The sequence below is a fragment of the Sporobacter termitidis DSM 10068 genome (genome assembly GCF_900130065.1).
Lineage (GTDB): Bacteria > Bacillota > Clostridia > Oscillospirales > Oscillospiraceae > Sporobacter > Sporobacter termitidis.
Genome location: NZ_FQXV01000007.1, coordinates 96,010 through 110,630, shown reverse-complemented (window position 1 = coordinate 110,630; position 14,621 = coordinate 96,010). Strand labels below are relative to the sequence as shown.

13 protein-coding genes and 1 riboswitch are annotated in these 14,621 nt (G+C 60.2%); of the genes, 1 reads left to right on the top strand and 12 read right to left on the bottom strand.

Translation table 11 applies throughout. The features are described 5' to 3' along the window. Window positions 1-27: 27 nt before the first annotated feature. The 8 genes from BUB60_RS11000 to BUB60_RS10965 all read right to left on the bottom strand — a co-directional run bounded on the left by BUB60_RS11000 (window position 28) and on the right by BUB60_RS10965 (window position 8,540). On the bottom strand, window positions 28-1,167 hold the full coding sequence (locus BUB60_RS11000) for a hypothetical protein (protein WP_073078864.1): 1,140 nt from the start codon (window positions 1,165-1,167) through the stop codon (window positions 28-30). After that, on the bottom strand, window positions 1,164-1,706 hold the full coding sequence (locus BUB60_RS10995; RefSeq protein WP_073078862.1) for a signal peptidase I: 543 nt from the start codon (window positions 1,704-1,706) through the stop codon (window positions 1,164-1,166). The genes BUB60_RS11000 and BUB60_RS10995 overlap by 4 nt, the downstream gene beginning before the upstream one ends. Window positions 1,707-1,742: 36 nt before the next feature. After that, window positions 1,743-2,918, bottom strand: coding sequence for a carboxypeptidase-like regulatory domain-containing protein (locus tag BUB60_RS10990; RefSeq protein ID WP_073078860.1), 1,176 nt, complete (start codon window positions 2,916-2,918; stop codon window positions 1,743-1,745). A 113-nt stretch (window positions 2,919-3,031) separates the two neighbouring features. Further along, the gene (locus BUB60_RS10985; RefSeq protein WP_073078858.1) at window positions 3,032-3,781 is read right to left on the bottom strand and encodes a hypothetical protein; all 750 of its coding nucleotides are present in this window, start codon (window positions 3,779-3,781) and stop codon (window positions 3,032-3,034) included. An 80-nt stretch (window positions 3,782-3,861) separates the two neighbouring features. Continuing rightward, entirely contained in the window at window positions 3,862-4,476 is a 615-nt protein-coding gene (locus tag BUB60_RS10980) for a signal peptidase I (RefSeq protein ID WP_073078856.1), read from the bottom strand. A gap of 102 nt (window positions 4,477-4,578) precedes the next feature. Next, window positions 4,579-4,669, bottom strand: a riboswitch (cyclic di-GMP riboswitch). A gap of 197 nt (window positions 4,670-4,866) precedes the next feature. Further along, a complete protein-coding gene (locus BUB60_RS10975; protein ID WP_073078854.1) occupies window positions 4,867-5,217 on the bottom strand; it encodes a histidine triad nucleotide-binding protein in 351 nt (116 codons plus the stop codon). Between the two features lie 24 nt (window positions 5,218-5,241). Next, entirely contained in the window at window positions 5,242-7,881 is a 2,640-nt protein-coding gene (gene alaS / locus BUB60_RS10970; protein ID WP_073079125.1) for an alanine--tRNA ligase, read from the bottom strand. 230 nt (window positions 7,882-8,111) lie between these two features. Then, complete coding sequence (locus BUB60_RS10965; protein WP_073079123.1) at window positions 8,112-8,540, bottom strand: CBS domain-containing protein; 429 nt, start codon at window positions 8,538-8,540, stop codon at window positions 8,112-8,114. Between the two features lie 158 nt (window positions 8,541-8,698). Between BUB60_RS10965 and BUB60_RS10960 the strand changes: the two genes are divergently transcribed. After that, window positions 8,699-9,151, top strand: coding sequence for a nucleoside deaminase (locus BUB60_RS10960; RefSeq protein WP_073079121.1), 453 nt, complete (start codon window positions 8,699-8,701; stop codon window positions 9,149-9,151). 77 nt (window positions 9,152-9,228) lie between these two features. Here the strand turns inward: BUB60_RS10960 and BUB60_RS10955 are convergent, their stop codons facing one another. From BUB60_RS10955 to BUB60_RS10940, 4 genes are all read right to left on the bottom strand, one after another. Then, entirely contained in the window at window positions 9,229-9,984 is a 756-nt protein-coding gene (locus tag BUB60_RS10955) for a class I SAM-dependent methyltransferase (RefSeq protein WP_073078852.1), read from the bottom strand. Window positions 9,985-10,022: 38 nt separating this feature from the next. After that, the gene (locus tag BUB60_RS10950) at window positions 10,023-10,577 is read right to left on the bottom strand and encodes a phosphoribosyltransferase family protein (protein WP_073078850.1); all 555 of its coding nucleotides are present in this window, start codon (window positions 10,575-10,577) and stop codon (window positions 10,023-10,025) included. 441 nt (window positions 10,578-11,018) lie between these two features. Beyond that, on the bottom strand, window positions 11,019-12,269 hold the full coding sequence (locus BUB60_RS10945) for a M16 family metallopeptidase (RefSeq protein ID WP_073078848.1): 1,251 nt from the start codon (window positions 12,267-12,269) through the stop codon (window positions 11,019-11,021). A gap of 145 nt (window positions 12,270-12,414) precedes the next feature. Next, window positions 12,415-14,553, bottom strand: a complete 2,139-nt coding sequence (locus BUB60_RS10940) for a polyribonucleotide nucleotidyltransferase (protein ID WP_073078846.1) — start codon at window positions 14,551-14,553, stop codon at window positions 12,415-12,417. Between the last annotated feature and the right edge of the window lie 68 nt (window positions 14,554-14,621).

The window sequence follows — 14,621 nt, the reverse complement described above, 5'->3', positions numbered from 1 at the left end:
CGTCTCTGCCAGACTCCCTTCGGTACCTTATCCCGGCGCGAGCTGCACCCCGGTGATATGGAAAATAACCTTGACCGATTCTTTGGCGCCGAGGGCGTCGGCGGCCAGCGTGTCGTAATCGTCATACGCCCTTAAAAGCGAGGTCCGGCAATCCGCCGTGGCCGCGTTCTCCACCGCCACAAGGGCATTGTACTCGGCATAGTGATCGTGGGGGCAGGGGACCGTGTGCGCGCCCCAGGCGATGCTTCCCGTCCCGTCGTCCGTCCCGTTGTGCGCAAGCAGATAGTTTTCCTTACCCTCCGGGGAGAGCGCCGCCAGGGCCGCGTCATGCTGCGCCGGCGTCAGCGGGCAGCTGATCTCATGCTGCCAGGTGCCGTCGGGGGACGGGCCGCCGCCGTGGGCGCTTAAATAGTCCGTCACGGCGTTTGCCGCGGCGACGCGCCGCTCCTCCAGCCCGCCGGGGCCGTAATACGCGTCGTAAGCCGCCTGATAATAGGGTGGATAGTCTCCCGGCGCGCCGGCCGAGACGTCCGGGGCAACGCTTGCCGCCCCCGTGTCGCCGATATAGCAGGAGGTATTCCATTGCCAGAAAACAGTGACGGTGACCTGGTCCGCACTGGCGGCGGAAAAGCCCGGCGCGCCCGCCGTCTTGTCGAAAATACTGAAAAAGCCGTCCTCGGCGGCGGCGATATCCTCGGGCCTGAACCAGCCGTTCCCCAAGGCGCCGGGCGGGGTGAAAACGACGGGCGGCGCGTCGCAGGCGCCGTCGCTGACGGAGACCGTTATCCTGAAGATGAAGGGCGCGTAAATATCCGCATTTTCCGTTCCGGCCACCGTCCCCCGCGTCAGAAGCAGCAGGTCCGACGCCTTCATCCTGACGTCGTAAGCGATGGCCGTGTCGGAGCCGCCGCCTGTGAAGGTAAAGCTCTTGTGCCCGGAATCCATGGGGGAGACGCTTTTGGCGCTGAACAGGTCGAAGGTGAAGCCCTTGGTGTAAAACGTGCCCGCCGGGTCATCCTCACCCCGGGCCGAAAAGTTCCACCGCGCCACCAGCGCCGTGTCCCCGCCGGAGACCGCCGTGGTGTACCGCGCAAAGGTCATGGACAAAAAAGCGAAGGACGCCGCGGCCAGCGTGAGCAGAAGGAGAATGCGCCGTCCGAGCTTCAACAGCCGCCACCTCGTTTTAATCGTTTTGCTTTTCCAAGACGGCGTAAAAGCGCGCCGGAATAAACGCAAAGCAGCAGGGCGAGCGTCAGGAGCGCCATCCCCGCCGGCTTTTTGAGAAAGACGATGAGATAGCCGAGCTTCGGTATGACTAAAAGCACCTTTCCGACGAGCTTTCCGGCCGGGACGGTATCGTCCGCCGCGTTGTTGGCGTCGCCTTTCATGGTGACCGTGCCGTTGCCGAGGGCGACGATGCGGTGCGTGTAGGCCGTCTGTCCGGCCAGATAGGTGGCCACGTCGCCCGCTTTGTACGCCGACGGCGCCTCCCGGCGGATCACCACCACGTCGCCGGGGTAAATGGCGGGCTCCATGGAACCGGACATGACGACGAGCGGCGCGAAGCCAAAAAGCGACGGTACCGGGGCGCGGGTGACGGCCTTTTCAAGGCCCAGGATGACGTTTATAAGGAGCAGGAGGCCGAGCAGTCCCGCCGGAAGATATAAAAGCAAGGCCTTGAAAAGCCGTTGGAGCCGTACTTTCAATGGGGTCGCGCCTCCTTTCCGTTGCCCGCCCGGCCGTCACTGCTTCTCGGCCGAGACTCTGATTGTCAGTGTGTAGGAATACCCCGGAATGCCGCCGTAGGCCGCCAGCGCGTTGTCGCCGGACGATTCCGGCCAATACCATTCCAGTGTGTACGTTACGGCGCTGCCGCCCCGGAGCGTTTCCACCCGGCCCAGCGCGCCGGGCGAAAGCCAGGTGTTATCCCCGCCCGCGACATATTTCCCGTTGGCGCGAAGGCGGAACCGCAGAGGGAGCTTATGCCCTTCCGGCAGCGTGTCGTCCGCGATGAAGTCCACAAGACAGCGGACGGGGAAGGCGTTGGCCGCGTTATCAACGGTGAACCGGTAGCTCCCCTTCATGCCGGGCGCGAGCCGTTTGCGCGCGCCGAAGATATCGATCTTGGCCGCGGCGCCGGCGCTGAAAGCGGTCTTCGCGTCGTAAACGTCCAGCGCAGGCGGCGTGTCGCCGCCACCGCCGCCGCTTGAGGGCGGGGGAGGCGCGGCGGGGGAGGGAGAAGGCGCTGTCGAAGGCCCGGACGGCTCGGGGGACGCCGTGGTCCCCGAGGACGCGTCTGCTTCGGGACTGGGGCCGAGGACGATGTCCTCGATGCCCCGGACGGCGCCGTCCTCGCCCTGGCTCAGGATCACGGTGAGCTCCAGCACCGCAATATCCACCGAGACGTGAAAGACGAGGGTGCCGTCCGACAGACGGACCCGCGTCACGTTTTTGATGTTATCAGCGTAATCGATCGTAAACGCCGCCTGTGCCAGCACGCCGCCGTTCCCGTCGAGAACACTGAGGGTATGTCGGCCCTCCGCGACATCGGTAAAGGCGAAGTATCCGCTTTGATCCGTCGTCGCGTATCGGGGTGTGCTTTCCAGCATAATGGCGCCCTCCGCAAACGGCGCGCCGTTTGCGTAAATCACCTGGCCCGCCAGGTCGATCGTATAACTGACGGCGGTAGCGCTTTTACGTTGGAACAGAAAATCGTGAATACGCTCCAAAAGGCCCGGCGTATCGTTCGTCCGCCTGACGACGGACAGGGACGAATCCAGCGTGAAGATGGTTTCCCCGAGGCCGGCGTCGCGGACAACGCCGTAAACGGGCGCGGCGGCCTGCAGGACGAGTACCGTCACCAGCAGCCAGAGAAAAGCGTTGCGGCGGCGGTTCCGGCTCTTTTCAGTTTGAGACACCGTACCACCTCTGCAAAAAATCTGCCGCTGAGGTCATGCCCCGCGCCTCGGCGCTCTTCCCGGAGCTGTCCGGCGCGAACAGCCCCCGGAAGAGAGCCGAAGCTCTCTGACGATTACGCCTCGGGCATGAGTTGTTCGGCCGTGACTGTAAACGTTAAGACATAAGCGTCGCGATTTGTGGCTGCCTGCGAAGCGATACCAGCCGCCGTGTCGTCGGCGTCGAGCCATGCCCCGTCGGTGCCGGAGCCATGAAAGCCTGCAGCTATAATGCCGGAGGTATTATGCAACGTGACGTCGTGGGGCCATCTCCAGTAAACTGTTTCGTCGATTTGGACGGCATTGGCGCTGACCCCTTCATCGTTTCTGACAATACATGTCGCTCCGGAAGGCGTATCCACACCGTCCTTGTTGGCGGCATCTCTGGCAATGGCGGTGGACAGATCGTCAAGATTGTAATATACGGTGCTAAAATTATTATCCAGGGAATACTGAATCGGAACTTTTTCTTTGGCAGTGCCGGACTTTACAAAATTAAAGGTCAGTATTGCGTCCACATCCGAGTCGTATGTACCTAATATCTTAAATGAGCCCTCAACGCCGGGGGCAATGATGTCGTCGGCCTGCTCGGGATTATAGATGTTTGTGCTGTAATCGTGATTCCAAATCGGCAGGACGGTCGACTGATCGGCCAGGTCTGTATCACCTATTTTTCCGGTGAAACTCCAGCGCGCCACGAGGGCGGTGTCCTGGCCGGCCAGGGCGGTGGAGTATTTGGCGAAGGTGCCGGAGATCATCGCGGTGGATACCAGAAAGAGGACCAGCAGGACGGGAAGCGCGAAGATAAGCTTTCTTTTGCGGGGCATTTTCATCATCCTTTCAATATTTAAAGGTTTGGGCTTTGCGGTATTGTTTAAATAACTGACGCGAGACGCAGGTCATCGCGTCATGTTTCATCATCACCCTTCCCGGCTGTGTTCAAGGCCGCGAGCTCCGTCTCGCCGCCGGGCTTTTTTCTGTTGCGCCTGGCGCGCGCGATGACATCATAGAGTATGAACAGACAGATCGGCGTAATGACAAAAACAAGCATCCCCAGCGGCGTCTGGATAAAGAGGGCGAGCCTGCCGAGATTTGCCGCGCGCCATATGTACAGCCCTTCGATTTTATCGGGAGAGACGCTGCCGTTATCCGTCCCGACGTTGGCGTCGCCTTTCGTTTGAAAGGACAGGCCGCCGTCCGTGTTGATTTCCGTCACCCGGTGGGATACCACCGCGTCCTCGTCCGTCCTGAAGGAGATGATGTCTCCCACACTGACGTTCTCCGGGGCGATTTCCCTGGTGATAATAAGGTCTCCCGCCGTGATGGCGGGCTCCATCGACCCCGACAGGACGATAAACGGTTTATAACCGAGGAAATCCGGTACCGTGTCGGGGTGGACATACGATTTGACGATCAATGTGACATTGACAACGACGATAACAGCGAGGACAGCGCAGACCGCGTACCCGACGGCGGTTAAAATCCTCCGCAGCGCCGATACGCCTTTTTTGCTTTTCTTCAACCCAAAAACCTCCCAACGCTTTATGATCTCTTCTGTTGGACGAACAGCCTGCCGCCTTATGACGGCCATGACGGGATAAAAAAAGACCGCAAGAAAAAAGCTCCTTGCAGTCGAACGGTCATGACCGCCCGGCGGCGGCTTTAGACTCCAGACTTTGCGTCCCTATCTTTAAATAGGTTTGCCAAATATTCTATTGTTGCAGGTTACAGTCTCCGTGCAGATGCGGAAAGATGTAAAAATATGGTATTAATATCCACATGCTTCACATATTACCTTATTTTTTGGGGAATTTCAATATGTTTTTTTACTATTTTTATCCAATGCTAAAACCGGTTATGCAGCAATACGCCCGCCAGACGGCGGGCGTATCGTAAACGATTGCTGATTACTTTATTTGTCTGGGCAGAGCTTCGGGCCGAGATTTGAGCCGGCCAGGATGTGGAAGTGCAGGTGATCCACCGTTTGCCCGGCGTCCGCGCCGCTGTTGGTGATGACGCGAAAGCCACCGGAAAGGTTTTCCTTTTTGGCCAGCTGCGCGATCACCTCAAAGCATTTTGAAACGACGGCCGAGTTTTCCGGTGTGATATCGGCGGCGCTGGCGATGTGCTTTTTAGGCACGACGAGGAAGTGAACGGGCGCCTGCGGATACAGGTCGTTGAACGCGATGATCTCCTCGTCCTCATAACGCTTCGTCGAGGGAATCTCCCCGGCCGCGATTTTACAAAAAATACAGTCCGACATGATATTGCCTCCTCATTTTTGAGCTTAGAGCCCTAATTTCTCTATGACGAAATCATCCACCGCGGCCAGCGCGTCGTCGACCTTCGATAATTCTTTTCCTCCGCCCATGGCGGAGTCGGGCTTGCCGCCGCCGGAGCCGCCGCAGAGCTTTGTGACCGTTTTGATGAGCTCCCCGGCCTTGACGCCCTTTGCCACCGCCGCGGGGCCGCAGACGGCCACAAAGGTGATTTTGCCGTCGTTTACCGTCGACAGGACGGCGACGACGCTGTCGTCCTTGTCCCGCAGAAAATCGCCCATCTGGCGGAGCTTGTCGGCGTCGGCGTCGGCGATGGCCGCCGTCAGTATTTTCAGGTCGCCGACGGTCCGCGCGCCCGCCAGGAAACGCGAGGCCTCGCCGTTGGCCTCTTTCGCGCTGTATGCGTCGATGGCCCGGCGCAGCTCCCGGAGCTCGCCCAGGTGCTGCTCCAGCTTCTGGACGAGCTCGCCCGGATTGTTTGCCTTGAGGATGCCGGCCAGCTCGAAGACCATGCTCCTTGACTGCCGGAGGCTTTCCAATGTCGCCTGACCGACGGTGGCCTCGATGCGCCGGACGCCGGAGGCCACGGAAAATTCGCTGGTGATATTGAACGCGCCGGCCTTGGCGGTGTTGTCCAGATGCGTGCCGCCGCAGAGCTCGGTGGAAAAGGAGCCCATACTGACCACCCGGACGATATCGCCGTATTTCTCGCCGAACAACGCCGTGGCGCGCATTTTCTTCGCCTCATTGATCGGCATTTCCTCAATCTTTATCGGCATGCCGTCAAGGATGGCGTTGTTGACGAGGTTTTCGACCTTCTGGAGCTCCTCGGGCGTGGTCGCGGCAAAGTGCGTAAAGTCAAAGCGCAGCTTGTCGGGCTCCACCAGCGAGCCGGCCTGCTGGATATGGTCGCCGAGGACGAGCCGCAGCGCTTTTTGGAGCAGGTGAGTGGCCGAGTGGGCGCGCATGACGGCACGGCGCCGCGTCTCGTCGATTTCCGCCGTGACGGTGTTCTCCACGTGGAATTCCCCCGCGACCATAACGCCGGAATGCAGGTATTTTCCGCCCTTGTTTTTCTGGACGCTCGTGACCTTGAACATATTGCCGTAGGAGGAGATGGTGCCGTGGTCGGCGGCCTGTCCGCCCATTTCGGCGTAAAACGGCGTCCGGTCCAGCACGATGATAGCCTCGTCGCCCGTCCTGACCGACGAGCAGAGCTCGCCGTCTGAGACGAGGGCGAGGATGCGGCCCTCCTCGATAAAATGGTCGTAGCCCGTAAACACCGTGGGCGTGTTGTCCAGCCCCAGGTCAACGCCGGCCCATGCCAGGTCGCCCAGCGCCGCTCTGGCGGTGCGGGCCCGGGTGCGCTGCTCCTGCATCAGGCGGTCAAAGCCCGCCCGGTCCAGCGTGAAGCCCTGCTCCTCGATGATCTCCAGCGTCAGGTCGACGGGGAAACCGTAGGTGTCGTAGAGCTTGAAAGCGTCCTCGCCGGGGAAAGCGGCGACACCCTTTGCCTTGTGGGCTTCCATCAGGCTCGTCAGGATGCTCATGCCGCCGTCGATGGTCCTGTTAAAATTTTCTTCCTCCACCTTGATGATGCGGGTGATGTAATCCTGCTTTTCCACAAGGTCCGGATAGGCATTTTTGTTTTCCTCGATGACGGTCGCGCAGACCTCCCACAAAAATGTCCCGGAAACACCCAGAAGCTTGCCGTGGCGCGCCGCCCGGCGCAGGAGGCGCCGCAGGACGTAGCCCCGCCCTTCGTTGGAGGGCAGGACGCCGTCGCAGATCATCATGGTCGCCGACCGGATGTGGTCGGTGATGACGCGCAGGGAGACGTCCGTCTTGTGGCTCTGGCCGTAGGTAGCGCCGGTGATGGCGGATACCTTGTTCGTGATATTCATAAGGGTGTCGACGTCGAAGATGCTGTCCACGCCCTGACAGACGACGGCGAGGCGTTCCAGGCCCATGCCGGTGTCGATGTTTTTCTGTGTGAGCTCGGTATAGGTCCCGTTGCCGTCGTTTGAAAACTGCGTGAACACGTTGTTCCAGACCTCGATGTACCGGTCGCAGTCGCAGCCGACGGTGCAGTCCGGCTTGCCGCAGCCCTTCTCCGGCCCCCGGTCAAAATAGATTTCGGAGCAGGGGCCGCAGGGACCGGCGCCGTGCTCCCAGAAGTTGTCCTTTTTGCCGAAGCGGAAGACCCGCTCGGCGGGGATGCCGATGTCCTTGTTCCATATCTCAAAGGCCTCTTCGTCCTTTTCGTAAATGGAAGGGTAGAGGAGCTCGGGGTCGATGCCGACCGTTTTCGTCAAAAACTCCCAGCTCCAGGAGATGGCCTCCCGCTTGAAATAATCGCCGAAGGAGAAGTTGCCCAGCATCTCGAAGTATGTACCGTGCCGGGCGGTCTTTCCGATGTTCTCAATGTCGCCGGTACGGATGCATTTCTGGCAGGTACAGACGCGGCGGCGGGGCGGCTCCTGCTCGCCGGTGAACCACGGCTTCATAGGGGCCATGCCGGAATTGATCAGGAGAAGCGACGCGTCGTTCTGCGGTATCAGTGAAAAACTGGGCAGGCGCAGATGCCCTTTGCTTTCAAAAAAAGATAAGAACATCTCGCGCAGCTCGTTTAAACCATACTTTTTCATGAAATTGCCTCCAAAATATCCGTCTATGCTTTCGCCCACCTGGGTAAAAACCTCGAAGTTACCGATTTTTAATTTTATAATGAATAGGCCGTGCTTGTCAATGCCTTGTACCAAACGAAATGCCATATCTCCGTAGGGGCAAACCTGGTGTTTGCCCTTTACCGAATAGATTGCACAGCGAAAGGGGCAGACACAAGGTCTGCCCCTACATAACCGACCTATAAACGGTTCTATCTCTTGCGGATGTTTGAGGAAATCTCCGACAGCGCCTTGGACGCCTCCATGTCGAACGAGTGCGTTTTTGCCATGTCGCCCAGCGCCAGCATCCCCACGAGCCGCCCTGATTCGACGACCGGGAGCCGCCGTACCTGCGCCTCCGACATTTGCCGGGCCGCCTCCCGGACGTCGTCCGTCGGGCTGACGGTGATGAGCCCCCTGGACATGATCTCGCGGACGGGCGTCGTCTCAGGGTCGTTTTCGGCGGCGACGCAGCGCAGGACGATGTCACGGTCGGTGACGATGCCCCGGAGCCGTCCGTCCTCCGCGCAGACCGGGATAGCGCCGATATTGTGCCTGAAAAGCAGGCGCGCGGCCAGCGACGCCGGTTCATCCGGCGCGATGGAAATCACGCTGTCCGTCATAAGTTCTGATACGAGCATATTGAACCCCCCGATGATAATGATGTAAAACTGTGACATGTTGATTATTAACCGAAGCGGCATATTATATACAAAGCATCCGCCGGACCGGCAGCGCAAACGGCTTGTGCGATCCGGCGGCGTATGGTACGATGAAAAACAGGAGAGTGGAGATGAAAATGGATCACGAAGCGCATATGAAAAGCGCCCTTTTCGAGGCGAAAAAGGCGATGGAAGAGGGCGAGGTGCCGGTCGGCTGCGTCATTGTGGACGAGAGCGGCGCCATCGTCGGCAGAGGCTGCAACCGGCGCGAGAAGGCGCGGAACGCCCTGGCCCACGCGGAGCTGATGGCGATTGACGAGGCCTGTAAAAAGCTCAGCGACTGGCGGCTTGGCGGCTGCACCCTCTATGTCACGCTGGAGCCGTGCCCCATGTGCGCCGGCGCGATCATCAACGCGCGCATCCCAAAGCTGTATTACGGCGCGAAGGAGGAGCAAAGCGGTTCCTGCGGGAGCGTCATTAACCTCTTTATGGAGCGCTTCGGCCATTCCCCGCAGATCGTCGGCGGCATCCTCGAGCCTGAGTGCCGCGCGCTCATGACGGAGTTTTTCAGAAAGCTCCGCGAGAAATAACCTAAGAGGTATAAAAGGGCTTTACCCCTTAAGAAAACAACCGAGGCGGTCAGCCTCGGTTGTTTGAGTATGGTCGCTTATGCTTTCACGGCCCGCGTGGCGTAGAAGGTCGGCACGTTGTAGTCGGCGAGCCGGCCGGAGCCATTGGTGTCCTGATAGATATCCGTCAGGATAAAGCCGGCCCTGAGCTGGCCGCCGAGCTGCTCCTCGATGGTGTGGGAGAACTGGATGCCCCAGCCGTTCTTTACCGAAGCGTCGTATAACGCCTGATCCTTCAGCGGATTAAACGGCAGCCTGTGGGCAAGTCCCGTTTCCTCATCGTCGAAGACGTAATTGAACCCGTTGTCAAAGCCCGACAGCAGGATGCCGCCCTTTTTCAGGACCCGGCAGCACTCCCGCCAGACGGGGACCACGTCCTCAATGTAGCAGTTTGAGACGGGGTGGAAGATAAGGTCGAAGCGCCCGTCCGGGAAAGGCAGCGGCTTCGTCATATCGGCGCGGACTGTAGTGATCTCGTAGCTTTCCCGCGCGGCCACGCCCTTTTCGCTCTGGAGCTGCTTTTCGGAATAGTCGAGTACCGTGCATCTGGCGCCCAGGGCCGTAAAGATCGGCATCTGCTGCCCGCCGCCGGAGGCGAGGCCGAGAATCTCCGCGCCCTCAAAGGCGCAGAACCATTCCTTCGGCACGGGCTTGTTCGGCGTCAGCACGACGGACCAGTCGCCGCGCCGCGCTTTTTCAAATATTTCGCGGCTGACGGGGCGGCCCCATTCCCAGCCCCTGTCGACCCAGGCGTCGATGGTCCGCGCGTTGATGTCCGTATATATCTCGTCCATATAAAGCTCTCTTTGCCGGCCGCTTGGGCCGGCGTATGTTATTTGACCGGCCTGCCGTCCTTGTCGAAGAGCGGCAGCGGCTCGAGGTAGATGATATCGTTCCGTTCGACGGCATCGCCCTCGGCGAGGATCGCCATACGGCCGGCGATGTTGCCGCCGGCTTGGTTAACCAGCTCCTCCACAGCCCGGAGGGACTCGCCCGTGGAGATAACGTCGTCGATGATGAGGATGCGCTTGCCCTTTATTTTGGCCGCGTCGGCGCCGTCCATATAGAGCTTCTGCTCGCCCTGGGTTGTGATGGAGCGCACTGTGGCCTCGAAGACGCCGTTCATGTAGAGCTTCGTCGCTTTGCGGGCGAGGAAGTATTCGTTCCGTCCGCTCTGACGCGCCATCTCATGGATGAGCGGGATGGCCTTGGCCTCGGGCGCGACGAGATAGTCGAACTCCGGCGCTTTCTTTAACAGCGCCTCGGCGCTTTTGACGGTGAGCTCCACGTCGCCGAAAATGACGAACGCGGCGATGTGCATCGTCTCGTTGAGCTTGCAGAGCGGCAGGTCACGTTTAACGCCGGCCACCGTGATGGGATAAACCATTACTTTCATCTCCAAAGGGTTTTATTACAGACTGATTATAAGTGAGACGGGCACGAAAAGTCAAACGATTCATTTAAACCCCACCCACCCGCCCAATAGAGGTATAGGGGCTGCGTCCCTATGACCCCGTTTGGAACGGGGCTGCGCCCCGGACCCCCGTGGGGCTCCGCCCGGACCCGTGGGGCTCCGCCCCGGGGACGCGGACACGGTGTCGCCGGCCGCGCCGACAGGGGCGGCGGGAGCAAGCTCTGCCCTGCGTTATGGTAATTCAATGGCGGCGCCGTAGGGCGGGACGACTCGGCCCGCCGTCGGTCCTTATCCCGGACAACAAGCCGCGCCAGGCGGACGGCCAATGATCGTCCCGACGACTGAAGGAGCCCCGTGCCACGCCGCGCATAAGAGAGGGGCGGATATGAATCCGCCCCTTGCATTATTTACTGCTTATTGGGCAAACAGCTCCCTGTATACCTCGGCGTTGTCGACTTTGCCGACGGCGGAGAAGGAGGCTTTGCCGAGATCGAGGCATTGGGCGGCGAGCTTTTGGATGTCGTCGGCTGCCACGCTGTCGTAGCGGGCGATGATTTCGTCCGGCTCAGGCACGGCGCCGAAGTACAGCTCGTTCCGGCCCAGGCGGTTCATGCGCGTGGCGGTGGACTCGAGGCCCATCAGGACGTTGGCCTTGACCTGCTCCCGGGCCCGCCGGAGCTCTTCCTGCGTGACGCCGGCCTCCTTGAAGCGCTTGATTTCCTCGACGATGACGCGCACGGCCTCCAGCTCCGTCTCCCGCCCGAGGGCGGTGTAGATGGAAAACAGGCCCGTGTCGATATAGCTGGAGCCATAGGAATAGACCGTATAGCACAGGCCCCGCTTTTCGCGCACCGTCTGGAAGAGACGCGACGACATGCCGCCGCCCAGAATGTCGGACAAAAGCTGCAGCGTAAAGCGGCTGTTATCCGTGACGGCCACGCCGGGAAACGCGATGTTGAGGTGGTTTTGCTCGAGGCTCTTGCGCTTGACCGTGAAGGTGGGCGTATAAACGGCGTTATTAAAGCTGTTCCGGCCGCCGTGAGGCATGGCGGAAAATATGTCCCGGAGCTGCGCGATATCCTCCGGCTTATAGCTGCCGGAGACGGCGACGACCACGGAATCGGGGCGGTAATGCTCGGCCATATAATCCCGGAGCGTTTCGCCCGTCATTTTGCCAAGCGTCGACTTTGTCCCCAGGATCGGCCGGGCCAGTGAAAAGCCCTTGAAGACGGCGGAGGACAAGCGCTCGGTGGCCAGGTCCTCCGGCGTATCCTGATACATATCGATCTCCTCGAGGATGACGCCGCGCTCATTCGCCACGTCCTCCTCGGCGAATTTCGAGTGAAAGAACATGTCGCACAGGACGTCGGACAGGAGGGGGAGATGGGTATCCAAAACGCGCCCGTGAAAGCAGGTGCACTCCTTCGTCGTAAAGGCGTTCGTTTGGCCGCCGATGGTGTCCATGATGACGGCCAGCTCCTCGGCGGACCTGGTTTCCGTGCCCTTGAACAGCATGTGCTCAATAAAGTGGGACGCGCCGTTCATCCGGGCGTCCTCATAGCGCGCGCCGGTGGCGACCCAGATGCCGAGCGACACGGAGCGCACGTAGGGAATATATTCATGCAGTATCCTGACGCCATTGGGCAGGACGATCTTTTCGTACATAAATGACCTCGTAAAATGCAGGCAGGGCATAACGCCCTGCCCGAAATTGTTTATATCTGTATGGGCGATTCACGAATCGCCCGCTATTGCCGAATATCCGATCGGGCGATTCGTGAATCGCCCCTACACTTTATGATACTGTCGCTTACGCCTGATCGATGGGCAGGCCGTCCGCCTGACGCTCCTTGATCGCGTCCTTCCTCGAGAGGTTGACGCGGCCGCGGTCGTCGATGTCGGTGACCTTGACCCAGGTCATGTCGCCCTCCTTGAGGACGTCCTCAACCTTTTCAACGCGGCGGTTTTCAAGCTTGGAGATGTGGACCATGCCGTCCTTGCCCGGGGCAAGCTCGACGAAAGCGCCGATCGGGATGATGCGGACGACCTTGCCGTAGTAGAGCTGGCCGATCTCGGGGACGAACACGATGCTGTCGATGATCTTTTTCGCCGCGCGGCAGGCTTCGATGTCGCTGGAGGAGATGAACACGCTGCCGTCGTCCTCAATGTCGATCTTCGCGCCGGTGTCGGCGACGATCTTCTGGATGACCTTGCCGCCGGAGCCGATGACCTCGCGGATCTTGTCGGGATTGATCTTCATGGAGATCATCTTCGGCGCCGTCGGCGCCAGCTCCTCTCTCGGCTTGGCGATAACGGGGAGCATGACCTCGTCGAGAATCTGGAGGCGCGCCTCGCGGGTGATTTCAAAGGCGTTTTTGATGATATCGTAGGTCAGGCCGTCGTTTTTCAGGTCCATCTGGATGGCCGTGATGCCTGTTTTCGTACCGGCGACCTTAAAGTCCATTTCGCCGTGGAAGTCCTCGACGCCCTGAATGTCGATAAAGGTCGTCCAGGAGTCGCCGTCGGAGATGAGGCCGCAGGAGATGCCGGCCACGGGCGCCTTGATGGGCACGCCGGCGTCCATGAGGGCCAGCGTTGAGCCGCAGATCGAGCCCTGGGAGGTGGAGCCGTTGGAGGAGAGGACCTCGCTGACCACGCGGATGGCGTACGGGAATTCTTCAATGGAGGGGAGCACCACTTCCAGCGCCTTCTCGGCGAGGGCGCCATGGCCGATTTCGCGGCGGGAGGCGGAGCGGCTGGGTCTTGCCTCGCCGGTGGAGAAGGAGGGGAAGTTGTAGTGGTGCATATAGCGCTTTGAGGTCTCCTCAAAGATCGTGTCAAGGTTTTGCGCCTCGGACAGCGTGCCGAGCGTTGCGATCGACAGCACCTGCGTCTGGCCGCGGGTAAAGAGGCCCGAGCCATGAACGCGCGGCAGGACGCCGACCTCGGCGGACAGCGGCCGGATTTCGTTCATCGAGCGGCCGTCCACGCGCTTGCCCTCCAAGAGCCACGCCTTGACGACCTTCTTCTGAATCTTATAGGTAATTTCCTCAAGCTGGGCGCTGATTTCGGGATACTGCTCGCCGAATTCCTCGATCATCTTGGCCACAACGGCGTTGTAGCGTTCCTCGCGGATGTTCTTGTCGTCGGTGTCCATGCAGAATCTGACGTCGTCGAGGTACTTGTCCACGATCTTCTGGAACAGCTCCTCATTAAAGGACGCCTTGGCGTACTCGAACTTCGGCTTGCCGATCTCGGCCACCATCTGGTTGATGAGCGCGATGACGGGCTTGATGGCCTCGTGGGCGGCGATGATGCCGTTGAGCATCACGTCCTCCGGGACCTGGTTGCCGACGGCTTCGATCATGACGATTTTCTTTTCGGTGGCGGCGATGGTGCAGTACATATCGCTGACCTTGCGCTCGGCGCTGGTGGGATTAATGAGATACTTGCCGTCGTGATAGCCCAATCCGACGCCGGCGATGGGGCCGTTGAACGGAATGTCGGAGATGGAGACGGCGGCGGAAGCGCCGATCATCGCCGCGATCTCGGGCGCGTTGTCATAGTCGACGGACATCACGGTGCAGGAGATGATAACGTCGTTGCGGAGGTCGTGGGGGAAGAGGGGACGCATCGGCCGGTCGATCATGCGGCTGGCCAGGATACCGCGCTCCGAGGGACGCCCCTCGCGGCGGAGATATCCGCCGGGGATTCTGCCGACGGAGTAGATTTTTTCTTCAAAGTCGACGCCGAGCGGGAAGTAGTCGATACCGTCCCTGGGCCGCGAGGATGCGGTGGCCGTGACGAGGACCGTCGTTTCGCCGTACTTGACGAGGACGGCGGCATTGGCCAGCTCCGCCAGCTTGCCCACCTCCAGGGTGAGCGGCCTTCCGCCAAGCGTCGTGGAATACTGCTTGTACCCGGGGAATTCTCTGTGCTTGATGATCATGGAATGCTCCTTTCAATATCCGGAGCATCAATCTCCTAGCACTTGAAAACAAATCCGAAAGCGCGCTC